Source organism: Mucilaginibacter terrenus (assembly GCF_003432065.1).
In the GTDB taxonomy this organism is placed as follows: Bacteria; Bacteroidota; Bacteroidia; order Sphingobacteriales; family Sphingobacteriaceae; genus Mucilaginibacter; species Mucilaginibacter terrenus.
The window spans coordinates 20,763-46,695 of the sequence record NZ_QWDE01000005.1 but is presented as its reverse complement, the minus strand read 5'-3'; the positions used below and the strand labels follow the sequence as shown (position 1 = coordinate 46,695).

The 25,933-nt window shown below is 45.5% G+C and carries 19 protein-coding genes; 12 read left to right on the top strand and 7 right to left on the bottom strand.

The annotated features are described in order from the left end of the window. Positions 1-10 precede the first annotated feature (10 nt). The 4 genes from xth (at position 11) to DYU05_RS18935 (ending at position 2,482) form a co-directional block, all read left to right on the top strand. The gene (xth, locus tag DYU05_RS18950; RefSeq protein WP_117384731.1) at positions 11-787 is read left to right on the top strand and encodes an exodeoxyribonuclease III; all 777 of its coding nucleotides are present in this window, start codon (positions 11-13) and stop codon (positions 785-787) included. 21 nt (positions 788-808) lie between these two features. Beyond that, positions 809-1,318 carry a hypothetical protein gene (locus tag DYU05_RS18945; protein WP_117384730.1) on the top strand — a complete coding sequence of 170 codons (510 nt, stop codon included), beginning with the start codon at positions 809-811 and terminating at the stop codon, positions 1,316-1,318. Between the two features lie 165 nt (positions 1,319-1,483). Then, positions 1,484-1,732, top strand: a complete 249-nt coding sequence (locus tag DYU05_RS18940) for a hypothetical protein (protein ID WP_133300265.1) — start codon at positions 1,484-1,486, stop codon at positions 1,730-1,732. A gap of 66 nt (positions 1,733-1,798) precedes the next feature. Then, the gene (locus tag DYU05_RS18935) at positions 1,799-2,482 is read left to right on the top strand and encodes a GNAT family N-acetyltransferase (protein ID WP_117384728.1); all 684 of its coding nucleotides are present in this window, start codon (positions 1,799-1,801) and stop codon (positions 2,480-2,482) included. A gap of 50 nt (positions 2,483-2,532) precedes the next feature. On the opposite strand, the gene DYU05_RS18930 is transcribed toward DYU05_RS18935, so the two are convergent. After that, positions 2,533-3,543, bottom strand: coding sequence for an SDR family oxidoreductase (locus DYU05_RS18930; RefSeq protein ID WP_117384727.1), 1,011 nt, complete (start codon positions 3,541-3,543; stop codon positions 2,533-2,535). A 357-nt stretch (positions 3,544-3,900) separates the two neighbouring features. Between DYU05_RS18930 and DYU05_RS18925 the strand changes: the two genes are divergently transcribed. Continuing rightward, a complete protein-coding gene (locus DYU05_RS18925) occupies positions 3,901-5,796 on the top strand; it encodes a 7TM diverse intracellular signaling domain-containing protein (protein WP_235854063.1) in 1,896 nt (631 codons plus the stop codon). On the opposite strand, the gene DYU05_RS18920 is transcribed toward DYU05_RS18925, so the two are convergent. The 6 genes from DYU05_RS18920 to kduI all read right to left on the bottom strand — a co-directional run bounded on the left by DYU05_RS18920 (position 5,797) and on the right by kduI (position 13,603). Then, positions 5,797-6,957 carry an alginate lyase family protein gene (locus DYU05_RS18920; RefSeq protein WP_117384725.1) on the bottom strand — a complete coding sequence of 387 codons (1,161 nt, stop codon included), beginning with the start codon at positions 6,955-6,957 and terminating at the stop codon, positions 5,797-5,799. A 3-nt stretch (positions 6,958-6,960) separates the two neighbouring features. Then, complete coding sequence (locus tag DYU05_RS18915; RefSeq protein ID WP_117384724.1) at positions 6,961-9,432, bottom strand: glycoside hydrolase family 2 TIM barrel-domain containing protein; 2,472 nt, start codon at positions 9,430-9,432, stop codon at positions 6,961-6,963. An 11-nt stretch (positions 9,433-9,443) separates the two neighbouring features. Further along, positions 9,444-10,616 carry an alginate lyase family protein gene (locus DYU05_RS18910; protein WP_165852110.1) on the bottom strand — a complete coding sequence of 391 codons (1,173 nt, stop codon included), beginning with the start codon at positions 10,614-10,616 and terminating at the stop codon, positions 9,444-9,446. A gap of 103 nt (positions 10,617-10,719) precedes the next feature. Beyond that, positions 10,720-11,499 carry a hypothetical protein gene (locus DYU05_RS18905; protein ID WP_117384722.1) on the bottom strand — a complete coding sequence of 260 codons (780 nt, stop codon included), beginning with the start codon at positions 11,497-11,499 and terminating at the stop codon, positions 10,720-10,722. A gap of 142 nt (positions 11,500-11,641) precedes the next feature. Further along, positions 11,642-12,679 carry a LacI family DNA-binding transcriptional regulator gene (locus DYU05_RS18900; protein WP_117384838.1) on the bottom strand — a complete coding sequence of 346 codons (1,038 nt, stop codon included), beginning with the start codon at positions 12,677-12,679 and terminating at the stop codon, positions 11,642-11,644. Positions 12,680-12,772: 93 nt separating this feature from the next. Continuing rightward, positions 12,773-13,603, bottom strand: coding sequence for a 5-dehydro-4-deoxy-D-glucuronate isomerase (kduI, locus tag DYU05_RS18895; RefSeq protein WP_117384721.1), 831 nt, complete (start codon positions 13,601-13,603; stop codon positions 12,773-12,775). Between the two features lie 249 nt (positions 13,604-13,852). Here kduI and DYU05_RS18890 point away from each other — a divergent pair, with 249 nt between their 5' ends. The 7 genes from DYU05_RS18890 (at position 13,853) to DYU05_RS18860 (ending at position 25,878) form a co-directional block, all read left to right on the top strand. Further along, on the top strand, positions 13,853-14,476 hold the full coding sequence (locus DYU05_RS18890) for a YhcH/YjgK/YiaL family protein (protein WP_117384720.1): 624 nt from the start codon (positions 13,853-13,855) through the stop codon (positions 14,474-14,476). Then, positions 14,476-15,699, top strand: coding sequence for a glycoside hydrolase family 88 protein (locus DYU05_RS18885; RefSeq protein ID WP_117384719.1), 1,224 nt, complete (start codon positions 14,476-14,478; stop codon positions 15,697-15,699). The genes DYU05_RS18890 and DYU05_RS18885 overlap by 1 nt, the downstream gene beginning before the upstream one ends. Position 15,700: 1 nt before the next feature. Continuing rightward, positions 15,701-16,063: a cupin domain-containing protein gene (locus tag DYU05_RS18880; RefSeq protein ID WP_117384718.1), complete on the top strand. Its 363-nt coding sequence runs from the start codon at positions 15,701-15,703 to the stop codon at positions 16,061-16,063. Between the two features lie 11 nt (positions 16,064-16,074). Further along, positions 16,075-17,262 (top strand): mannonate dehydratase, encoded by a 1,188-nt coding sequence (gene uxuA / locus DYU05_RS18875; RefSeq protein ID WP_117384717.1) that lies wholly within the window; start codon positions 16,075-16,077, stop codon positions 17,260-17,262. 7 nt (positions 17,263-17,269) lie between these two features. Continuing rightward, a complete protein-coding gene (locus tag DYU05_RS18870; protein ID WP_117384716.1) occupies positions 17,270-19,918 on the top strand; it encodes a glycoside hydrolase family 2 TIM barrel-domain containing protein in 2,649 nt (882 codons plus the stop codon). A gap of 935 nt (positions 19,919-20,853) precedes the next feature. Beyond that, positions 20,854-23,991, top strand: coding sequence for a SusC/RagA family TonB-linked outer membrane protein (locus DYU05_RS18865; RefSeq protein ID WP_117384715.1), 3,138 nt, complete (start codon positions 20,854-20,856; stop codon positions 23,989-23,991). An 18-nt stretch (positions 23,992-24,009) separates the two neighbouring features. Further along, on the top strand, positions 24,010-25,878 hold the full coding sequence (locus tag DYU05_RS18860) for a RagB/SusD family nutrient uptake outer membrane protein (protein ID WP_117384714.1): 1,869 nt from the start codon (positions 24,010-24,012) through the stop codon (positions 25,876-25,878). Positions 25,879-25,933 lie beyond the last annotated feature (55 nt).

The window sequence follows — 25,933 nt, the reverse complement described above, 5'->3', positions numbered from 1 at the left end:
CACCACTACTATGAAAATAGCCACTTATAATGTAAACGGGGTCAATGGCCGTTTGCCCGTACTGCTGCGCTGGCTTAATGAGAGCGCCCCTGATATTGTTTGTTTACAGGAGCTGAAAGCCCCGCAGGAAAAGTTTCCGGAGCAGGAGATACGTGATGCAGGGTATAACGCCATTTGGCATGGGCAAAAAAGCTGGAACGGCGTGGCCATACTGGCAAAAGGTATGGATATAGAGGAACGCAGCAGGGTGCTGCCCGGTGATCCCGAAGACCTGCACAGCCGGTATATTGAGGCTAACGTGAACGATATTATTATTGGTGGCTTGTACCTGCCCAATGGCAACCCCGCGCCCGGGCCAAAGTTTGACTATAAGCTGCAATGGTTTGACCGATTGATAAAACACGCTGCCGAACTGCTAAAGCTTGAATTGCCGGTTATCCTAACCGGCGATTATAATGTAATGCCAACTGAACTGGATGTTTATAAGCCCGAACGTTGGGGTGAGGACGCCCTCTTCCGCCCGGAAACCCGTGCGGCATTTAAAGCGCTTACAGACCAGGGCTGGACGGATGCTATACGCAAGCTATACCCGGATGAGGTGATCTATACCTTCTTTGATTATTTCCGCAATGCTTACGGGCGTAATGCCGGCTTACGCATAGACCACTTTTTGCTGAGCCCTACCCTGTCGCCACGGCTTAAGGCCGCGCAGGTAGACCGCCATGTACGTGGCTGGGAAAAAACCAGCGACCATTGCCCGGTATGGATAGAGGTAGCAGATAAGTAAGATTGAAATTACAGCAAAGCAATGGACATAAAAGGGTATCTGACAAGGCTAAAACTTACGACGGACTCATCAGAAGTAAGCGATGTAGAGAATAATCTGGCAACAATTAAAAGTGCTATCGATATCAACTCATTACACGATCAGTCGGCAGCAATGATCTATCAGCTATTTAAAGAATACGATGGATATTTGATCTACTTACGTTTTGGCGATTACCAATTCTATGACAAGATTGAAGACAAGAAAGGTACTAATGTTTTTGCCGGGAGTTCGGGGTCACAAATAGCCTTTACAGCCCCAGAGGCTGAAGTAATAGAATACGATTTAGATGAATGGTCGATATTAGACTATTGTGCGCAAAACACAACCAGCTTCCTTTTAGCACTGCTTCCGGTAATTAAATTTTTAAAACTGGAAATTAAAGAGAGATCTTTAATGAAGAAAAAAGAGCTTCTGGAAAGTGCAATTGTTGCTGCCGGAGGTAAAAGATATAAAAGATTTTACGAACAATTCTTTGGGGATTGGTTATAGGTATTTACCCTTTTCCCAAACGGTTTTATCTCAGTGATTAATTCAAACAGGCATTTGATTGTTGTTAATCTGTAAAGTCTAATGGATACATCTAAATGGGGTAAATCGATAAATCTGCTGAAACAACCGCCACAAACAATGGTTAATACTTTAAATAACAGCAGTATGAAAAGGTATTTTGTGATTGGCGGATTGTGTTTAAGCATGGCGTTAGTAGCATGCGGTGGTAAAAGCGAAAAGAACAGCGGTGCAGATACCAGTTCGATGAGTGTGGACCCATCGGGCGGCGGAGACGCGACAGGTAGCGGAGCCACCGGCACCACTGCAGATACCCTGGGTATGCACTCTACTGATACATCGTCTACCGCGGCGACAAAAGGTACAGGTAACGCAGCGGATACCACCCGAAAGTAAACTTGCCATAAGGCAGGAAAGTTAGGCTGGTTTAGCGGCACACTGGTAATCTTGTACATTTGCTGCATGGCACACGTATTGGATAACCCCACATGGAATGCGCTGATATCAAACAACCGGCATTTAGGTGGCGGGAACGACCACGTAAAGTATTTTGATGCGGACGTTTCGCCCTTTGTAGCGTTGCGCGAAAATACCGAAGAAAACTTTCGTGAACTTTACAACGTGATCCCCGCAGAACGGTCGGTATTGTTTATGACTGCCGGGACCACGACCATCCCGGACTTCTGGAAAGCAATAGCAACTATTCCGGGTTACCAAATGGTCCATACGGGAGGCACACCAGAGCCAAACAACCTGGTAGCAGTTAAAGATCTTACGGCAGAGCACATACCCCAGATGCTTGCCCTTACAAAACTTACCAATCCTGGTCCGTTTGCGCAACGGACAATAGAATTCGGACACTACAAAGGCGTGTTCAGCGAAGAAAAGCTGGTAGCCATGACGGGCCAGCGTATGCACGCTGGAAATTACATGGAAGTAAGCGCCGTTTGCACACACCCGGATCACCTGGGAAAGGGTTATGCGCGGCAATTACTGCTGCACCACATCATCCGTATAAAAGCAGAAGGTGGTACACCCTACCTGCACGTCCGCGACGATAATGCACGCGCTATAAAGGTATACGAGGACATGGGCTTTGTTACCCGTATCCCTGTAACTTTTTACTTCATGCGCAAGCGGGTATAACAAAAAAGCCACGATGTATGCCGTGGCTTTTTTTGTATATTTATGTGGCTTTATGGTTGGCCCGCGCCGCCTGATGAGCCGTAAACCTGCCCGGTAGCGTAGCTTGCATCTGCAGCGGCAAGCTGCACATAAATTGAGGCAAGTTCTGCCGGCTGGCCCGGTCTCTTGAAGGGTGTTTGACCGCCAAACTGTTTTAGCTTTTCCATAGTAGCGCCACCGCTCACCTGTAATGGTGTCCAGATTGGTCCAGGTGCTACACCGTTCACTCTTATGCCTTTAGACGCAAACTGCTTTGCCAGTGACTTAACAAAGTTCATGGTAGCTGCTTTGGTCTGTGCATAATCATACAGGTCTGCGGACGGATCGTAAGCCTGTTCTGATGTGGTACCAATAATGGCAGAGCCCGGAGGCAAATGCGGTAATGCCGCTTTGATGATCCAGAATGGCGCATATATATTGGTCTTCATGGTAGCATCAAAATCTTCGGTGCTGATATCCAGTATAGACGGTTTGGTTTGCTGGCGGGCTGCATTGCTCACCAAAATATCTAAACCGCCCAGCTCTCTAACAGCAGTGTCCACAAGCTTCTTGCAAAATGCCTCGTCGCGCAGGTCGCCTGGTATAGCTACTGCCTTACGGCCTTCCGCTTTAATCAAAGCAATTACTTCTTTTGCATCCGGCTCTTCAGAAGGGTGGTAATTAATAGCTACGTCGGCACCTTCGCGTGCATAAGCAATGGCTGCCGCACGGCCCATGCCAGAGTCTCCACCGGTTATAAGTGCTTTGCGGCCTTTAAGCCTGCCGGTACCTTTGTAGCTTTTCTCGCCGTGGTCTGGCCGTGGGTTCATCTGGCTTGCCAGTCCCGGCCATGGCTGCGACTGCTCCTGGAACGGTGGCTTAGGGTATTTTTGAGTTGGGTCTTCCAGTGGTGCCGCTGTGCTGCCGCTATCAAAGGCTGATGGTCCACCGGCTCCAAAAACCGGCGTTACGGCAGCCGTGGCAACTGCTGCGCCTATGCCGCCAATTACCTGGCGACGGGTTAGTTTATCCTGTTCAATCATGGTCGATGTTTTTAATTATTGATTAAATAACCCGCCGTATGTAGATAAGTTTTTATTTCTTTAGAAAAATTGGGAATGACGTGAAGTGTCTGGATCTGATTTCTGCGAACAACTGCGGAGTGCCCAATGTATTGATAGTCAATGCTTAAATCCCTACAGAAAAAAGTGTGGTTTTTGGAGGTTTTTGCTCATGAAAATCGCCTTTAATGGGTGGGTCTTTAGATCTGATTTCATTATATTTGATATGTTATAAACCACCTGTTTCTATAAGTAAAGTTTGAGCGTACTGTCAGCCACTTGCGTTAGCCGGTATGAGCTTGCATATAGAAGTTATTGTATATTAAACCTTTATATAATTTGAAAAAAATTATACTATGCCTGTTGATGTGTGTGGCAGCTGTTTGTGCAAAGGCTCAAAAGGTGCTGGATGTTGATAATCAGTTAGATCAGCACAAATTTACGTTCAACGACGTGGCAGTGCTGGAAGACAGAACCGGCAAGCTCAACTTCGCCGATGTGACAGGTAAAGCATTGGTATTCAAGAACAATCAATCTTTGTATCCGAGCAATAATGTTAATGCGTCCACCTATTGGATGCGTGTACGCGTCAGATTTGACGAGGCACTGGAAAGTAATACTCGTTTAATAGAATTCTTCGATCAGACTACAGATGAGGTAACTGCCTATTTACCAGACACAAATGGTACATACAAAGAGGTGAAGTCCGGCGCGAACATGGGTTTTAGCAACCGCCTTTTTCACCATAAAAATTTTGAGTTCTTACTAAAAAATGCCACTAAGGGGGAACATGTATACTATTTTAAGGTAAGGTCTCATAACCTGGTGAACATTATAATGGTGTATCGTACGGTAGGCTATTTTGTGCGGTACGCATTGAATGAGTACCTCGGTTATGGGCTGTTTTATGGCATGATACTAATCTTTTGCTTCCACAACTTGCTGATGTTCATTGCTGTACGCAGGAAGCATTACTTGTTTTATGTGTTCTACGTTATAAGTGTTGGCCTCTATGAAATGAGTGCTGACGGGATTGCTTTTCAGTACTTGTGGCCGGATATGCCGGTAATAAACCATTATGGCTATGGCGTGGCGCTGTACCTGATCAGCTTTTTCGCATTGGTATTCAGCAAAGAACTTTTGCAGGTAAAATACCGTGCTCCTTTATTTAACAAGTTGATTAACTGGGTAATTGTACTGAGATCGGTGTACTTCCTGTACTGCCTTATGTTTGCTAAAGGGCTGTTTGTTTACAAGTTTGTGGAAGTAATACCACTATCCGTATGTTTTGCGGCAGGTATTTACATCTATGGAAAAGGGTTTCAGCCGGCGCGGTTTTTTGTTTTAGCCTACTCCATATTGTTTGTAGGCTTTATAATTAAAGCACTTACCGCTCTAAAACTCCTTACCTTTTTACCATCCGCGGTAAGTTATTATAGCTTAAGCGGCTGTTTTGTGATGGAAATGGTGCTTTTATCGTTTGCAATTGGCGACCAGGTACGGTTATTCAAAAAGGAGAAAGAAGCAGCTGATAACGAAGCAATGCGGCAAATGAAACTAAACGCCGAGCTAAAGGATTCTATTAACCGAGAACTTGAATTGCAGGTCGCTATCCGGACAAAGGAGGTGGTGGAAAAATCGGAGAAGTTGCAATTGCAGAAAGAGGTAATTGAGCGCCAGAACCGACAACTATTGACTGTAAACAGGCAGTTGGAATTGCAGGCTGAAGAGATATCAAGAATGAATGTGCTGCTGGAGAAAGACAATGTTGAACTTAAAACCAGCATTGAACGTGTTACCGAATCGCGAGCACTTTCTGCCGAGCTAAACTTTGAAGAATTTAGTGCCAAGTACCCCGACCAGGAAACCTGTTTTGGTTTCTTATCATCGTTAAAGTGGAAGGACGGCTACTCTTGTACCCGCTGTGAGAACACAAGTTATTGCGGCGGCCGGCTGCCGCACAGCCGACGGTGTACCAAGTGCAGTTACGAAGAGTCAGCTATTCACAATACCATTTTCGAGAACAACCGAATCCCGATAAATAAAGCCTTTTACATCACCTACCTCATGTACATCACTAATGGTACGATATCATCGCACCAATTGTCGGAGAAGCTGCAAATTAGGCAAAGTACCTGCTGGACATATGCTATGCGCATAAAGAAAGTAATGCAGGAGAAAAAGCGGTCAAAGTTAAAGGGCGATCAGCAAGGCTGGAGCACGCTGGTGGTATGATCACCAGACCAAAGGGTGCCGCGCCGGTAAATTACGAATAATTTCCGGCACTTCAGGATCGTGGTCTAGCTTTACCCAGGTGTTTAGCCAGGCAGCATTGCCATAAGCCTCTGCGCCGAAAACCAGTGAGGGTTGTGCAACCGGCCAATTGTCCCAGTACATAACGTCTTTATTAAACGACCAGCTGCTTTTGTCTTTTATAAACGGGTACAGGAACTCTATGCCTTTCTTTATGGATTTGCCATCGGCTGTAGAGTACAGCCAAAGATTATCCTGCCTGGTGCTCAAAATTTTGCAAATGGTGGCCATTGCATCAAGGTTAAAAATTGAATACCCATACGGCTTTGTACGCTTAAGTTCCAGCGGAAAGCTACCATCTGCAGCCATTTGGTTGGGCAATAGATCATTCTTAAAGCGCTTTCTGCAGAACGTTGTTAATGCTTCATTGCCGGTGAAACGTGCAAAGCAGGCAACCTGCATTACCCAGCAAGTACCATGATTATTGCGGGCATTCATTTCGTCTTTCCCGTATTTGCTGTTAACCAACCAGTAAAGATAATTTTCGAACCAGCTTTTTATAGCAGATGTTGTACGCTTATCAATTAAACCGGATGGTTGCATAGCTATAATTCCTTGTACCACTTCCATAAGGTGAATGGTGTCTATTATGCCTATTCCCCTTCCGGTGGCAACACCTTTTATGGCTTGTGCATATTGCAGGTTCGGGTTCATCAGCGTTGCCGAATCTATAAACCAGGCTCGCAGATGTTTAACAGCCTGCAGAACGTATTTTTTATCATGAGTGATTTTATAAGCCGAGGCCAGTGCGCCTATTACCCTACTGAAGCGGATCATGGCTTGTCTGTGCGCAACAAAGTTATCGGGATTAGTTACACCATCTTTTTGTATGTAAGCGCCGTTAGGATCGGCAGGGTTTGGCCACCAATAATCACCTTCCGAATAGAAGTCATGTACGCCACCGGTGCTCCTGTCGCTGACTTGTGCCGTTATGGTAGCCGGCTGTTGTTCCATTGCCCAGGCTGCCTCCTTGAGGATGTATGGACGTAGGGTAGCCGCGATCCGATCCTCCATATCGTTAGACTGATTAAAGCCGGAAAGTGCTAACATCATTGGAATGATCAGCAAGAACTTATGCTTCATTGTTTATAAACTTAAGGTTGCGGTAGGTATCCCTTCGCTGCTCACTGCTATTGCAGACTTTCCCTTGTTCAACTTTACGGAGATCAGCGCGTGCCCGTTATATACTTGTACTTTGCGTGAACCTGTTGGTGTGCCGAGGTCGTCTATCAGCTTACCGTCACCCGCAAGTGAGAAGCTCACCCAGTTTGTTGCATCCAGGCACTGTACACCCTTAGCATCGTACAAGGTGGCCTGTATAGTTGCAATGTCTCCAACTACGTCAGCTTTGCTGAGTACAAGCTTTGCCGCCTTACTCCATTTGGCTGTTTGATAACGTTGAGAAACGGTGTCAGAAACAATCATCTTTCCCTTATAAGCTACAACCCTCAGTTTATTATTACCCTCTTGATAAGGCACCATCCAGCGAAGCCCCGCTGCCGGGAAATCCTGTGAATTGCGTTGTTTTATGCCATAGCTTTTACCGTTTACAAATAGTTCAGTGCGGTCGGCATTGGAGTAGACCTTAACCATTTTGAGCTCATTGGCATCTCCCCACCTAACCGGCCAGCTATGGCCATAAATATGCACCATCGGCTTTGTGGCCCAGTACGACTGAAAAACATAGTAAGATTCTTTTTTAGCAAGATCGCGGTCTACAACACCTTTTTGGTTCATGTAAGGCACAGGATTATCCGGCCGTATGGGAGTAGAAAAATCTTTAAACACCCAAAATGCTGAACCCGTTAGCCAAGGCATGGTTTCCTGTTCCTTAAGGTGCCAGTCAAACAGGTTGCATATATAACTTTCACTCCAGTCCCCATCTTTAGAAACCCTGGCAGCACCGCCTATCAAAGATGCATCCCCCTTACGTTCGTCATTACCGCTACCCGCTTTAATTGCAGCAAGTGCTTTGTCCGGGTTTTCCGAATGCCTGCCCGCGTGGCTATCGCCGCCCCATTCAGCATGGAAGAAGTGTGGTACTTTGTTAAATTCCTCTTCAGATGTTTTCTTGTATTCGGTATAAACGCCCCTGTACCAGCCAGCCCATATTGATGGTGAGTATACGTCCGGTATGTCTTTACAGAAATCGCAGCGGCGAATAGTTGTTTTGCGGGATGGATCAAGCTTATGTGCAATGTTGTTCAGCTCGCTCATGAATGTGCGGATCTTTTGCTTGTCAAACTTCTGGAAATCTCCTTCCCAGTCATTTTCATTTCCAAGCCCCCAAAGAATGATAGATGGATGGTTATAGTGCTGCGCAATCATATTGCTGAGCATGGCCCGTGCCTGGGCCTTGTACTTGTCGCCACCCAAGCCGCCGCGGCACCAGGGTATTTCTTCCCACACCAAAATTCCAAGGCTATCGCAAAGCTGTAATATTCTGCGAGATTGCTGGTAGTGCCCCAACCTGATAAAATTTGCGCCCATGTCTTTTATCATTTGCATTTCGGCCAACATCATACTATCGGTCATGGCTGCGGCTACGCCTGCATGGTCTTCATGGCGGTGGGTGCCCCGCAATAGCAAACGTTTACCATTCAGGTAAAATGGCCCTTTATCTGCAAAAAGGAAGCTTCTGAAACCAACCTTTTCGGCGTGAGTAAATGTTTGGCCCTGATGTTTTGCCGTTATCTCAACCGTGTACAGGTAAGGGTCTGTTACGGTCCATAAATGTGGGTTCTTAACAGTAAGCTTGCTCAACTCGTAAGTCGCTGAATCAGTTTTTACTAAATTGATGTCGATAGGCTGTTTGGCAACTATCTTCCCAACTGTATTTTTTACCACTATTTCACCGGAAATATTTCCGCCAGCAGCAGGATGGTAAAAGGTGAATATAGGATTGATATAGCCTGATTTTACATCTGCCGACATACTTGTTTTAGCATGCAGCTCACCTACGCTTACCGCAGGCAGGTAAAGCAGGTTAAGGTGACGGTAAATGCCACCATAAACATTAAAATCTGATAGCTGGGAGGGTATAGTTTCCAGATCGCGGGAGTCATCACATCGTATCTCCAGCGGTATTTTGCCCTTGAAACGTTTTTGAAAAGCAGGGTCTTGCTTAAACTCTTCTATTGCGTCGGTGATGTCTACTGTCCATTCATCGTACCCGCCCAGGTGGCTGCCCACCTTTTTAGTGTAGATGTAAACATCCGACTTCTGTCCCGCACCCTCAAAGTGTAAAACTGTTCTTCCGCCCGGGTATGGGTTGTTTATGCTAAGCTGCGTGCGGTACCAACCCGGCCCTTGGTAATAATTTACATCCGGGTCAACAGCATCCCGCATGTTAAAGCAATGCGGAAGGGTCACCTTTTCCCAAAGCGGCAGCGTTTCCGGTCCGCCGGCTGTTTGCGGGCGAACGGCTTCCCAAACGCCGCCAAGGTCGCCTTTAACAAACTCCCAGTTATTTTGAAGTCGGGTTTTTTGCTGAGCCCACCCGGTAGATATTGTTGTGCATAATACAAGTAAGATGGTAAGACGTAGGTGGATTTTCATGGTCGGGAATGTCAAAAAAGAAACATCAACGGGTCGTTGCCTTCCGGGAATTTTCTATCAAAAGCTTTGAGCTTTAGATCTGGGTAAACAACGCGTGCGGTATGTACCATCCGCCTGATGTTACCGTATTCGTAGCCGCCTATTTCCTGGTAGGGCCATGCTTGTTCGCCTGCGGCATAAGGCAGTAAAAACTCCAGTGCTGTTTTTATGCCCTTGCTGCCATCGACAGTTTTATTATAAAGATCAATGTTCAATTGCTGCGCAATAAAGGCGAGCCGGTACCAGGCCATTAAGTTCATGTTGGAGTAGTCCCACGCGCGGGTGCGGGCCAGTTCAAGCGGCTGGCGGCCATCTGCGGTAAATTGTTTAGCTATGCGGGGTATTGTATGGTCGGTGATTTCTTTTCTGGCTGTCGCCTCGTCACCAGAGAACAGCGTATACACCACTACCTGTACATCAAACCAGGTGCCGTGGTTGTTTAGTTCTTTTTGCTCGGCTTTGCCATTTTTGCTGGTAAGCAGCCATTGCGTGTACGCTTTAAACCAATCCTTCAATCCATTAACTAAATTAGCGTCCAATCCGTTCTGCAACAGCGTTACCGCGTCTGGAATCGGCAGCAAGCGGTTTGTTTCTATAATGCCGATGCCCCTGCCTTCATTTACTCCCGGCACATATTGCGCGTAATTAAGATTAGGGTTCATGGCTGTTGCGGGATCAATAAACCAGGTCTTTAACAATTGGCCTGCTTTTTTTGCATATGTTGCTTTTTTGCTGAAGTGATAAGCTAGCGCCAGCTTTTTGACTGCAGATGCCATTTTCTCCATCTGCGCGGCATCGTGAAGTTCGTAAATTTCGGGGTTGCGCCGGCCGTCTTTGCGTATGTAAGGCTTTCCGTCGGCTTTGCTGGAATCAGGCCACCAGTAGGGAGCCTGGCTAAGGTAATCATGCGGATTGTTGCCTGGAGCTGTCTTTTTCTTATCGAAAGTTACCGACCACGGCCCTTGCGTTAACAGCGAGTCGGCTTGTTTCAGCAAGTTGTTTACCTGTATTACAGCATTATGATCATGGGCTCGATAAAGTTGATTGGTCTTTTCCAAATCGGCCATGCTGAACAGGTGAACCCGGTTGGTACCGGCCGTGCTTTGCGCACAGCCGATGCAACCGAAAACCAAAATTAAAATCAACGTATTAATCAATCTCCCCACACTGCGGGATAGGCTGCAGTTAACCAATCTAAAACCCACCGCACGCATTTGAAGTATTTTTACTGAACTCATTCAAGAGGTACTATTTTTTCAGTGATATTACATATCGGGCCAGGTCTGCCATTGCCTTGTCATTCTCGTAACCTGCAGGCAATCGCCCGTTCACATATTCGTTATAGAGCCATGGGTCACCCACTGCAATAACACACCCTTTACCATGCTTACTAATTGCTGCAATGGCGGCGCCAGTTTTTGCGGTTAATAATGGCTTTGCATTGCCGGATAAGCCAATGCTGCACACGTCTTTGAGGAAAACCTTAGTTGCTGTTTTAAATACCTTATTGTTTTTAATGCTGATGGCGCCATCGTTAAAATGTGCATCATCTATAACATGGTTTTGCATATCGTTGTTAAAGTGCATGCCAAACTTTGCAGCCAGGATGTTGAAGTGCTGCAGCTCGGTATTAGCGCTGTCATTAGCCATTAACAAAAGCACGCCTCCTTTTTTTACCCATGCAGCAATAACGTCGGCATCGGTAGGGGTAATGTAATTAGGGCTTGCGCTTTCTTTCCTGGTGTCTGGGTCAACAATAATGTATACGCTTACATTCTTCAGGTTTTCTGCTGTTGGTGCAACAGGTATCGAATCGAGCTTTGCGCCGAGTTTGTCAAACTCCTTACCCCATAAAGAGAAACCCGAATTGCTTTGGTCCTCCCAGGTGTAGTGGAAACGCTGCATTGCACCGTTGGCAGTTTTCTTAACCTCACGGTTAAAATAGTAATCTAAAGCCACCGTTTGCGCCCGGATGTTACAGGCTAAACCTAAGCTTATCACAATGCTTAACAGCAATTTTTTGATCACGATAGTAAAGTTATGTGCGTGCAGGTTTATAACTGGAAATAGTAGATGCACACCCAAAAGTATTGGCGCAGAGGCGTTAATTACAGGTTAACGCTTTATTTATTTACGAAATCGTTTTCGGTATGTGGCAGAAAAAGGGGGCTTACACCTCCCGTGGCGCTGTTGATTTTCTCACAAACAACTGCGTTGGAAGGGTGACGGTTTCAAACTCGGTAACCGGCCGTTTGCTTAGTATCAGGTTTAAAAGCATTTCCGCAGCTTTCTGGCCCATCTCAAAGGCGGGCTGATACACAGATGTCAGCGGCGGGTTTAGCGCGTCTGCAAGCGTAGTGTTGGTGTAACCTACAAGCGCTATTTGCTCTGGTATTTTTATGCCCAGCTTGTTCAATAAAAGCAGCGTGGTGGTGGTAATCCTGTCAGACGTGGTGAAAATGGCATCCGGGCGTTCTTTAAGCGCCAGGAGCTCGTTTAAGGAGTTCTCTATCTCACCAATGTCGCGGCCACCGTGCGAGCAATGTTTAATATACTCGGGTGGTACAGTAAGGCCCGCATCTTTAAGCGCCTGGTTATATCCTGCAAGCCGCTCTTTGGTAATAGAGATGTTGGGCGGACTGGTTATATGCGCTATTTTGCTATACCCGGAATCTATCAGGTGTTTCGTTGCATCATACCCTCCTTTAAAGTTATCAGCAATAACTTTATGCGTATCTATCTCATTACTTATTCTGTCAAAAAAGACGATTGGCAACCCTCGTTTGTGCAAAAGTTTGAGATGCTCAATATCCTTTGTTTCTGTAGAGAGCGATATGAGCAAACCGTCAAGGGAATGGTGCGCCAGCTGATCTACGTTCTTAACTTCCATCTCATACGATTCATGTGTTTGAGTGAAGATGACGTTAAACCCTGCCTGGTAAGCAACCGACTCGATACCGTTGATCACCTGGGAAAAGAATTGATTTTCGATAGTAGAAACAACAATTCCAATAGATTTACTGTGCCCTTTTTTAAGGCTTTGCGCTATTGGATTAGGCCGGTAGTTGTTCTTTTCGGCATATTCAACAACCAGCTTTTTGGTCTTTTCGCTTATTTCGTAGCTATCCCTTAAGGCTTTGGATACCGTTGATACTGAAAGCTGTAAAGCCCTGGCAATGTCCCTTATCGTAATCGCATTAAAATTCATATATAGTAACTGTCCCTGCTCCTCCGAGTCTTTGTTTGCAGTTACCAATGTAATAAAAATTTAGTAATGTCAGGCTATTATAAACCAAAGGGATCAGCGGATATCTTCTATCTTAACAGCATCCATGTCGGTATAGTCGGTATTCTCACCCGCCATACCCCATATAAAACTATAGCTCGCCGTGCCAGATCCGGAGTGTATGCTCCATGGAGGTGATGCCACTGCGCCATAATTGTTTACCAGTATATGCCTGGTTTCGTGCCCTTCGCCCATATAATGAAATACCCGCTGCCCGTCCGGAACATCAAAGTAAAAGTAAGCTTCCATACGCCTGTCATGTACGTGTGCCGGCATGGTGTTCCAAACACTTCCGTTATGTAAAATAGTAAGGCCCATCACCAGCTGGCAGCTTTTTATGCCATCGGCATGTATGTATTTGTTTATAGTGCGGTCATTGGCGGTCTCCGCGCTGCCTGCCTTCACTTTTGCTGCTTTTTCAAGCGTCATCAGCTCAGTTGGGTATGTATGATGTGCAGGGCATGATAAGATGTAGTAAACCGCAGGCTTGCTGGCATCAGCACTGCTAAAGCTGACTTCTTTTGCGCCTTTGCCTATATACAGGCAGTCCAGCTTCTTCATTTCATAGCGTTGCCCGTCGGCTGTTACCGTACCATCTCCACCAACATTAATGATGCCTATCTCGCGTCGCTCCAAAAAGTAGGTTGCCCGCAGGTTCGGATAGTTAGGTAGTTGCAGGGTCTCGTTCACGGGTTTTGCCCCACCTATTATCATGCGGTCATAGTGCGTGTAAACACAGTTTAGCTGATTGTCTTGTACCAGGTCTTCTATTAGGAAGCGTTCCCTGATTTTGTCGGTTTGGTAAGTTTTAAAATCTTCGGGGTGTACACTGTGTAATACTTTCAAAGCAATGGTATTTAAGTTGCAAAATAACAGCAGGCAATTCTAACGCAATGAGGTTTTAATAAAAAGAAACCCGGATGTTATTTCTACGAAAACGTTGTAGCCGCGCTGTTGCAGGTTTACTAAAACGTTGTAGTAGAAATATAGGTCGGTTTCGGGGCTTTCTATTGCATTACATCGTATAATTGGAGTTAAATACGGTGTAAGAGCACATCAAAATACCGTTAAACCAATTGTAAAAACCTATAAATTATGATAACTAAGTACACCACTAAGTTATTAATTGTTTGTGTTTTGTTGCTTTCGGCAATGCTGTCTGTTAAAGCGCAGGATACATCAAAAACTACAGTGACGCGGGGGCAGGCCAACAAGTGGCTTAAAGGAAGAAGCTGGGCCAACGGCACAACGCTTAAGCCGCATGCTTCTGTTAACGCCGCGGAGTTTTACCGCCAGTATCATGCCGCTCAAACCACCTGGGATAAAGCTTTTCAGTTTATAAAAGAGCATGATCTTGCTAACCTGGCACCGGGCAAATACCCTATCGACGGAGATAACGCCTATGCCAGCATAACAGAAGCGCCGTCAAAAGAGCTGGATAAAGCAAACTGGGAATCGCATAAAAACTATATCGACCTGCAATATGTGATAACTGGTAAAGAGAAGATTGGAGTTGAGCAGGTTGCTAAAGCAACGGTTACCAATGCTTATGATACAGCCAAAGATGTGGCGAACTACACGACAGAGGGTAAGTACTATAGAGCAGAGCCCGGAACGTTCTTCCTGTTTTTCCCTCAGGATGCACACCGGCCTAACATAAAGGTGGATGGCTTTGACACAGTGAAGAAGCTGGTGATCAAAATTAAGGTTGCAAACTGATGATGATGAGAAAAATCGCCATAGCACTTCTGCTAACGGGAGCAGGTACAAACGCCCTTGCCCAGCAAGACTATAAGCCCGCTTTTGTTTTTGCGCAGCATCAGGCAGATGTAATGCTGAAAGAAACTAACAAAGCAAAGAATCCCGATAAGCCCAACCTGGTATCGCCACGTACACTGGGCAGAAACGGAGAACTAGTACTGGTGCCTACCCGCGATTGGTGTAGCGGTTTTTTCCCGGGCAATTTGTGGTTTTTGTACGAGTACACTGGGGCCGAAAGCTGGAAACAAAAGGCTGTTCCGTTTACCACGTTAATGGAGGCGGAGAAGGCCAATGCCGGAACGCACGATATGGGCTTTAAGCTTTATAACAGCGTGGGGAATGCTTACAGGCTTACACATGATGCCCACTACAAAGATGTTGTATTAGAAGCGGCGAAAACGCTTGTAACAAGGTTTAATCCTAAAGTAGGCTCTCTTAAGTCGTGGGACAACCGGAAGGAATGGAAGTTCCCGGTAATCATAGATAATATGATGAACCTGGAATTGTTGTTCGAGGCAGCCAAACTCAGCGGCGATAAACGCTTTTACAACGTAGCTGTAACACATGCCAATACTACCATGAAGAACCACTTCAGAGAGAACTACAGCTCTTACCACGTGGTAGACTATGACCCTGAAACCGGAGCGGTTTTACACAAGCAAACGCACCAGGGTTTTGCAGACAGTTCATCGTGGGCAAGGGGGCAAGCGTGGGGGCTTTATGGTTTTACAATGTGTTACCGCGAAACCCATAATAAGGCTTACCTGCAGCAGGCAGAGCAAATTGCCAGGTTCATCTTTAGCAACCCTAACATGCCTGCTGATCTGGTTCCTTATTGGGATTATGACGCTACTGATATAAAAACTCAGCCAAGAGATGCATCAGCAGCGGCGGTTACTGCGTCAGCATTGTACGAGCTAAGCACCTACAGCAAAAACGGTAAAAAGTATAAAGCTACTGCTGATAAAATAATAAAGAGCCTGCACACCGCTTATCAGGCGCAGCCAGACAGTGCCAGGGGCTTTATGCTGCTGCACAGTACCGGCCATTTACCCGCCAAGAGCGAGATAGATGTGCCAATAATTTATGCTGATTACTACTATCTGGAAGCATTATTAAGACAAAAGCGTTTAACTGAAAAGAAGCCGGTGATTAATGCAGCCGGTACTTTAAAGAACTGATATGATACAGAGCACGCTATTTCAATTTGAGGAAGACACCGACTGGCATAACGTTGCACCTGGCGTTAAGCGTAAAGTGCTTGGGTACGACGATAAGCTGATGATGGTAAAAGTTAAATTCGACAAAGGTGGCCGTGGCGAGCTGCACAGCCATCCGCATGCCCAGGTTACTTATGTGGAAAGCGGCGCGTTCGAGATGACCATGGGAGATACGGTGAAGATCATCCGCAAAGGCGACAGTTACTACGCCCCGCCCTACACTGTACACGGTTGCCTGTGTTTGGAAGATGGTATGCTGGTAGATGCATTTAGCCCCGTTAGGTGGGACTTTTTAAATACAAATGCCAATAATTACACGCTATAAGTAAAACCAAAATGAGTTTAGAACAAACATGGCGTTGGTACGGCCCTAATGATCCCGTATCTCTTTCTGACATTAAGCAGGCAGGTGCTACCGGCATTGTTACTGCATTGCACCATATGCCTAACGGCGAAGTATGGCCGGTTGAAGAAATACAAAAACGTAAACAAATTATTGAACAAGCCGGCTTGTATTGGTCGGTTGTGGAAAGCGTTCCTGTACACGAGGATATAAAGAAGCGTAAAGGCAACTATCTGCAATACATTGAGAATTATAAAGCCTCGTTGCTTAACCTAGGCCAATGCGGGATTGATATTGTTTGTTACAACTTTATGCCCGTGCTGGACTGGACACGCACCGATCTGGATTACCCAATGCCGGATGGCTCAACCGCGTTAAGGTTTGATATGGTTGCATTCGCGGCATTTGATATTCATCTGCTGAAACGCACCGGAGCGGAAGAAAGTTATCCGGAGATCATCAGAGATAAAGCCCGGCAGTATTTTGGCGGGCTTTCTGCAGCAGAGGCTGAGCTGCTGGTAAAAAACATTATAGCTGGTTTGCCCGGTGCTGAAGAGGGTTATACGATACAGGAATTTGCCGATGTGCTGGCTACTTACGAGGGGATAGATGCAGCAGCCCTAAAAGCCAACCTTGCTTACTTTTTACAGCAGGTGATTCCTGCAGCGGAACAAGCCGGAGTGCTGATGTGCATCCATCCGGACGATCCGCCTTATGATATACTTGGTTTACCGCGTGTGGTAAGTAATCAGCAAGACATCCTGGACTTATACAATGCTGTAGACAGCCGGCACAACGGTTTAACATTTTGCACCGGATCCTTTGGTGTGATAGCCAGCAATGACCTGCCGGCAATGGTAAAACGCCTTGGCGACCGTATCCACTTTATTCACTTGCGCAGCACTAAACGTGACGAGTTGGGTAACTTCCACGAAGCTGACCACCTGGACGGGGATGTGGATATGTACGAAGTAATGAAGGCCTTGCTGGAAGAACAACAAAAACGCGATGCGAGTGGCAGGAAAGACATCCGCATGCCTTTCCGCCCGGATCATGGTCATAAAATGCTGGATGATCTGCATAAAAAAACGAACCCCGGTTACTCTGCTATAGGTCGTCTACGCGGCCTTGCCGAACTGCGTGGGCTGGAACTGGGTATTAAAAAAGCATTTAACTACTAACTCTGGTATGAAGAAACTGGCTGCCATTTTCTCTTTGTTAATAGCATTTGTTGCTCAGCTGAATTCAGCGCAGGCGCAACGTACTATAATTAATTTGGATAAAGGCTGGCAGTTCGCTAAAGGAGCGTATGGATCCCCATCTGAAAAAGCTTCAACAGTTTCTTTGCCTCACACCTGGAACGCGAAAGACGTAATGGATGATGAGCCAGGTTACTATCGCGGCCCGGCAGTTTATACAAAACAAGTGCTTATTCCCGCAGCGGATAAAGGCGGCCAGGTTTACCTGTACATCAATGGCGCAAACCAGGTAGCAGACATTTACCTGAATGGCGAAAAAATAGCTGCTCATAACGGCGGGTACACGCGCTTTAATGTAAACCTAGGCAAGTATTTAAAGTATGGTCAGCAAAATGAGCTGGCTATTGCTGTAGACAATGCTTACAATGAGAACATCCCGCCGCTTACAGCCGACTTCACTTTTTTTGGCGGGTTATACCGCGATGTCTATCTCGTAAAAACAAACACCACCCATTTCAATACAGACTTTGCTGCAGATGGCGTCTTTATCTCCACGCCAAACGTTTCCGCAGAAAAGGCGATATTAAAGGTCACTGGTAAGGTCACCTCGGTACAAAAAAGTAAACTTTTGTTAAGCACGGTAGTGCTCGACAAAACCGGCAAAAAGGTTGCTCAAAAAAGTGTGGAAATTGAGGGAAATGGATCAGAAAATTCCTTTGAAACGGAACTGCCGGAAATTGCGGCCCCGCATTTATGGACACCCGAACATCCCTACTTATACCGGGTAGTCTCTACCATAACCGATGCAAAAACGGGGAAGGTACTTGACAAAGTAACCGAACCTTTGGGCCTGCGCTGGTATAAGTTTGATGGCGAAAAAGGTTTTTTCCTCAACGGTAAGCCATATAAGTTGATGGGGGTGAGCCGCCATCAGGACTTTGAAGGCCTCGGTAACGCGCTTACGGCTAAATACCACGTGCACGATGTTGCTATGATTAAGAAAATGGGCGGTAACTTTTTACGCGTAGCCCATTATCCGCAGGATAAAAAAGTACTTGACGCATGCGACAGCCTGGGCATATTAGCATCTGTAGAAATACCGGTAGTAAATGCCATTACCGAAACGCCGGAGTTTACGCAAAACAGTAAAAACATGCTGATGGAGATGATTAAACAAAACTTTAATCACCCAAGTATTGTAATTTGGGCTTACATGAACGAGGTTTTGCTCCGGCCAAAGTATGGTAACGACAAGCCGCGTCAGCAAGAATATTTTAAAAACGTACGGTTGCTGGCAGCGCTATTGGATAGCATAGCACGTAAAGAAGACCCGGCGCGATACACCATGATCGCATGCCACGGCGATTATAATCGCTATAAACAAGCTGGCATAGTTGACGTGCCAATGCTGATAGGCTGGAACTTATACCAGGGATGGTACAGCGGAAAAACAGAGGACTTTGGAAAATTCCTTGACAAATTTCATGGGGATTATCCTAAATTACCTATGCTGATCACGGAGTATGGTGCCGATGCAGACTCAAGAATACGGTCGTTAACACCAGAACGCTTTGACAAAAGCATAGATTACGCCGTAGATTTTCACAAGGTTTATCTGGATGCTATAATGACCCGCCCTTTTGTTAGCGCCGGAATAATATGGAACCTGGCAGATTTCAGTTCTGAAGAACGGGCCGAAACTACGCCACATATAAACTCAAAAGGCTTGCTTACGCAAAACCGTTCGCCGAAAGATGTTTATTTTTTATATCAGGCGAATCTTCTTAAAACACCTTTCCTGAAAATATCTAACTGGAACAACAGGGCTGGCCTGGCAGATAGCTTAACCCCCAGGACCTCCACACAACTAGTAAGGGTTTTTACTAATCAAAAATCTGTTTCGCTTAAGCTGAACGGCAAAACGCTTGGTACAAAAACCACGGAAAATGGTATAATAAGCTGGAGCGTGCCTTTTGTAAATGGCGTTAATCAGTTGACAGCAACTTCTCCATCTGGTGGTAAAGCAATTCGCGACGATGTAGCTGTAAAGTTTAACCTTTTACCAGCCAATCTGAAACAGCAAAGTTCAAAAGCGCTGAATATTAATGTCTTACTGGGATCAAAAAGGTTTTTCTACTCATCGGCAGGAACCGAATGGATGCCGGCACCCATATATACCAAAGGAGGTTTTGGCTACACAGGAGGAACTCCGTTCAAACTTCCCGGTAATGGCCGGGTAGGTTACGGTACCGATCGCAACATAAATAAAACTTCAGACGACCCGATTTATCAAACGCAACAAGTCGGTATAAAGTCTTTTAAAATGAATGTGCCCGACGGAAATTATCAGCTTACACTCCACTTTGCCGAACTAACTACCGACAAACAAACGGAAGCTTTAGCTTACAATTTGGATAATGCGGATAAAGGAACCCGCCTTGAAGACAGGGTATTTACTGTTGAAGTGAATGGCAGGGCAGTACTCCAAAATTTTTCAATTGCCGGTAAGTATGGTCCGCTGACTGCAGGAGCAGAAAAATTTACAGTAATTGCTTCAGATGGCAAAGGTATTAATATTGTATTTGTACCTGTAAAGGGCGAACCGGTTTTAAACGCTATACAACTCACCGCCAGGTAGCTTAAGCCCACCTCTATAACAGCTTTTTATGTTTTTTCCTTAGCTATCGTCTTACTTTAGTCAGTTATTGATAGGCGCTATTATGATGTAAAACAGCTACTTGCTCCTTTGTAATTACCCCCTCATACACAAACTTGCTCTGAAATAGGGTAATATACATTCGTATAGTTCAACGTTTACCTTCTCGCATTTAGCATCGCACTTTAGGCGATAATCATGTTTCCTGCTTTGCTTAGTTGAAATTACCGCAATAAGGCTAAGCCTTTTACTGCAAATAGCCCAACCGCAAACTTCCACTAATGTAGCCAGGCATTTAAATAGGATTATTGGATGAAATTTTGTTAAGATATCAGCTCAAAATGTAAAGTCACAGGCAGAATTTATCAACAACAAACCTGCAAAAAGCCTGATCAAGCTTTTTAATGCAGTTAATCTACTCCCATTATTTTCATTTGCGTATTAAGCAAAAAAAACAGGCATTAAAACAGCGGTTTTATAAGCGTTTTTTCATCAAAAAAGCGGTTTTAATATGGTTTTTATACAGTAATGAAAGGTCATCAAAATAGTTGATTTTTTTTCATTTTTTTTCTTGTGAAGCAAGCGTATTGCAGTTTTCGGCCTTGTAAGTAGTTACGAGCATAAACCCTGTATAAACAGGTATTTACGCTGTCTATGGCTTGTGATTAAAGCGTATCACAAAATTAATAACTGTCTTATTATCAGTTGTTTACCTATTGCATTTAATAGCCTTCTCACGCTACATTTACAGTTCCAATTACCAGTATTTAACCAATTAAAAACCGGAACTAAGCATGATGTAGTGAACTCCAGATCGCAGGTATCTGCACACGCAAAATCGACAAACCAGGTTTGTCGATTTGACCATCCGCAGCTGAAATGCTGCTTAGTAAATCAGGAAACAATAATGATAGATTATGAAAAGAAAACTTACTTTAATTATTGCTCTGCTCCTTACAACTTTCACGGTGTCCTTTGCGCAGGAACTTACCGTAAAAGGTGTGATAAAGGATAGCAAGGGCGTTACAATTCCCGGTGTTACCGTAAAAAATAAAACAACGGGCACCGGGGTAATGAGCGACGTGAACGGCGCTTATACCATAAGCGCGGCTGGCAATGGTACGCTTGTGTTCAGCTTTATAGGCTACACCACTCAGGAGGTACAAATTAACGGGCGTACAACTGTTGACGTAACTTTGGCAGATAACAGTAAACAACTTGACGAGGTAGTGGTAATTGGTTATGGCACCCGTGCACAAAAAGATGTTACCGGTGCTATTACCAGTATAAAAGCCGATAAGTTTGAAAATGATAACCCACAAAGCGTTACAGATGTAATTCGTGGCGCTGTTCCCGGTATATCTGTAGGTCTTAATACATCACCTAAGGGTGGCGGTGTTGGCGATTTGCAATTGAGGGGACAAGCTAGCCTTTCAGCAAATATCCGTCCGCTTATTGTGTTGGACGGTGTAATTTACTTTGGTGAACTTGCCGATATTAACCCGAATGACATAGACCGCGTAGATGTACTGCGTGACCCGAGTGCTCTTGCAGTTTATGGTGCCCAAGCCGCAGGTGGTGTTGTAGCTATAACTACCAAAAAAGGCAAAAAAGGTGGTTCTGTAATCACGCTTAATGGCAATGTTGGTGTTGCTCAATTGCTGCAGAACCAACAGTATTACCAGGGAGAAGATTTCCTGAAATGGAGAGCAGATGTACAGCGTAGTGCCAACTCATCTAATCCATATTACTACTATAGCGATCCGCGCGCCCTTCCCAGTGGGGTAACTGTAGATCAGTTCCTGAACGGGGCTACAGGTGATCCGGTTACAGTGTATCTGCAGCGTTTAGGGTTATTCGGAAATGAAATAGCCAATTATCAAAACAACAAAGTTACAGATTGGTCAAAGCTTATCTTTCGAAACGGTTTACGCCAGGATTACACAGCAAGTTTATCTGGTCGAGGCGATAATGTTAGCTACTATTTTTCAGGCAACTTTACAAAGAACGAGAACCTGATTAAAGGCGGACAGTACAACAATACCCGTTTCCGTGTTAACCTGGAAGGCAAAGCAGCAAAGTTTCTTACTATAGGTGTTAACGCGCAATACGCCGTACGTGATGAAGGCGCATCAGCCGGATCGCTTTCGGGCCAGTCTATAGATCGTACCGAGGCCGATTGGACGCAAATTATAGCCTCCTCTCCTTACGGCGACGTTTACAACGCAGACGGCAGCCTTCGTAGGATTGACACCGATGACAGCGGCTTAAATCAGCGTAACCCTTTCCTTGGGCAGCAATACAACCAGAACGTGAACGTGCAAAACGTGCTGTTTTCTACATTGTTCACCAGGGTTGATCTGCCTTTTGGATTTAAATACACGCTTAATTTTTCTCCGCAGTTTGAGTCCTATCGCAACTTTTTTTTCCGGCCTGTGGCTAACCCCAACGAGTTGGCGGGAGGTACCGGTCAGCGTACGATGGAAACCAGGTACCGTTACAATTTGGACAATATCCTGACCTGGAATAAAACGTTTGGAGTACACGCTTTCGACGCGACCTTCCTGCTAAACAAAGAAAAATACCAAACCTGGTATACAAATACATCAAACACTCAATTCAGCCCTAGCGATGTATTGGGCTACCACAACATTGGTGCAGGTACACTACCTATTGAAAGCAGTGACGACCGGGTTTATAATGCTGATGCTTTAATGGGGCGTCTTAATTATACCTTAATGGGTAAATACAACATTACAGGTACTGTGCGTCGTGATGGTTTCTCTCCTTTTGGCTTGAAACAACCCAGGCAGACCTACGGCGATGTTGCCGTTGCATGGACTTTCAGCGACGAAGGGTTCTTTAAAAAGGATGCTTTTAAGTGGCTTAACTACGGTAAACTCCGTGTAGGCTATGGTTCAAACGGTAACCGCTTATCAAGCGGCACAGCAGACCCGAGCCTGGCTCTTGCAACTATTGTTGCAGGTAAGTATCCTACAGTTACGCCAGGCGGCGTGGTTGTTAATAACAACAGCATCTATGTAACGTCATTGCAAAACAACGATCTTACGTGGGAACGTGTTACAGGCCCCAACCTTGGGTTAGACTTTGCTATACTGAACAACAGGATAAGTGGTTCGGTAGATGTTTACAGCCGTAAAACTACCAATCTCATTGTTAACCGCTCATTAGCAAGCATACAAGGTTTAGTTACGTCTAATCTGCTTACCAATATAGGCCAGGTAAACAACAAAGGTATCGAGGTTCTGCTGGAAGGCAAGGTCATGAAAAGCCGCAACTTCAATTGGAATGCTACTGGTACATTTTACATGAACCGTAATAAAATAGTTCACCTCTATGGTGAATACCAGTCAACCGATGCGAACGGTAATACAGTAACGCTTGAGAATGATGATCGTGGTAACGGCTGGTTTATCGGCCGCGACGTAAATGTTGTTTGGGACTACAAGATACTTGGTGTGTGGCAAACTCCTGATGCTACCGAGGCTGCTAAGTACGGTGCTAAGCCAGGTGACTTTAAATTGCAGGACATGAACGGCGACTTTAAATTCACGAACGATGATAAAGTTTTTCTTGGTACAACTAATCCAAAGTTTACATGGTCGTTACGTAACGATTTCAACTTCCTGAGAAACTTTGACTTTTCCTTCATGCTGGTATCAAGCATTGGCCAGTTGAGGCAGTACAACCAGGCAACTAACAATGCGGGCAGCGTTGGCTACGGGCGTATGAACTCTTATGTGCTCCCTTACTGGACGCCGGACAATCCGATTAACGATTACGCAAGGCTAAATTCAGGCTCTTCCGGTACTACTATTAACGTTTGGCGTAAAGCCTCGTTTGCAAGGCTGCAAACTGTATCGTTAGGTTACACCTTCAGCCCGGCACTAATCAAACGTGCGGGTATGTCCAGTGCTAAGTTGTTTGTTAATGCTACTAACGCAGCAGTAATATCCAATTGGCCGCTGTGGGATCCTCAAAACAACGGTCCTACACCACGCTACTTGTCAGCTGGTTTCAACGTGACTTTCTAATGTAAAAGAGATAAGAAAATGAAAATGATTAATAAGAACATAATAGCAGGATTTGCAATTGCTGCGATAGTTGCAGCAAGCGGATGTACCAAACGCAGCGAGCTTGTTCCAGAGGCTCCATCTAAGTTTACGCCAGGCAATACGCTAAATTCTCCGGCAGCTTTTAGGGCAGCATTGCTAAACTTAAACCTTAGTGTTAGGTTTGAGTTCTTTGGTGATGCAGCGCCGCTTTTAACAGAATCGTTATTTACCGATGCGGCAGTTGAAGGAACAACAGATAAGACTACACCGGCTCAGGACTTAAACGTACGAATAACTCCAACCGCTAACCTTAACAGCGATGACTACAATAAAATAGGGCGCTACTGGCAGGTTTGGTGGCAAGGTGTGCATGATGCCAATGTAATTATCTCCAGAATAAATGATGCAACATGGTCATCTGAAGACGAAAAGAACAAGGTGCTGGCGGGTGCATACTTTCATCGTGCTTACCGGTACTACCGCCTGGTGCATGAGTTTGGTGATGTGCCGTTGGTGTTAAAAGAAGAAACCGGCGTCAATACCGGCTATTTTACCACCCAGCGCATGGTAATTCTAAAGCAAATGAAAGCCGATCTTGATTTTGCTGTAACTAAATTAGTAGATAATGGCAATAAGGGCGAGCCTTCCAGGGGTGCTGCAGGCCACTTGCTTGCAAAAATAGACTTAGCATTAGGCTTGTTTGATGAGGCTATTGCAGCATGTAACCTCGCTATTAACGGGCCTTATGCATTGATGACCAACCGGTTTGGTATAGTTGCAGGCGATGCATCAAAAAACGTGATTTGGGACCTTCACCGCCCTGAAAACAAAGCTATTGCTGCAAATACAGAAGCGCTTTATATTGTTGTTGACCGGGAAACGCTGGACGGTGCTACTGCCAACGGATCGCAGGTGATGCGTAACTGTGTGCCCATGTGGCATAATGGTACCATCTTAACCCCGGGTGCGTTAAAACCGGGTATATCCGATAAGATTACTGAGGAGTTTCCGCTTACGTTGTGGTATGGCCGTGGTATTGGCCGCTTGCGCGGTACACCTTATGCTACCAAATACATCTGGAACGATAACACCGACCTGCGCCACGCCAAAGGCATGTGGATGGACATGACCGATCTGGTTTACAACAACCCGGCCATCAAAACTTCTGACCCTACCTGGTATGGTAAAAAGCTGGAGCAATACACCGCAGATAACGTAAACAAACGTTTCCTGAATGGTGCTAAGGATACCATCCGCGCGTGGTTTGGCTGGCCGCACTACAAAGTATTCATCGGTTCTGGTCCTACTGCTGTAGATAAATGGTGGAGCCCGCCACGCGGTACCAACACCGACTGGTATGTGTTCCGCCTGGCAGAGACCTACCTGCTGCGCGCCGAAGCTTACTGGTGGAAAGGCCAGAACGCCCAGGCTATGGACGATATTAACAAAGTGCGCGCACGTGCAAAAGCACAGCCGCTTACAGATGCAAGCGCTGTAAACATCGGTACCATACTGGATGAGCGCCAGCGCGAACTGTACTGGGAAGAGCCGCGTAAAACCGAGCTTACCCGTATGGCGTTCATATTTGCGCAAACAGGTAAGGCTGCGTATAATGGTAAATCGTATAATGTGGCCTCGTTCTCTACCAATAACTTCTTTTACGACAGGATTATGGAAAAGAACGATTTCTACAAGAACCCAAATGTTATAACCAACTCGGGTAACCATTACACTATATCGCCGTACCACGTGCTGTGGCCGATACCGCAGAACGATATAGACCTGAATATAAACGGTCACATCAATCAGAACAAAGGCTACGCCGGATCTGAAAGCAATATTGCGCCGTTGGATAAGGTACAATAAATACAGTCCCCCAAACCTTTCACCAGCCGGGTAAGCGCAAGCTTGCCCGGCTTTT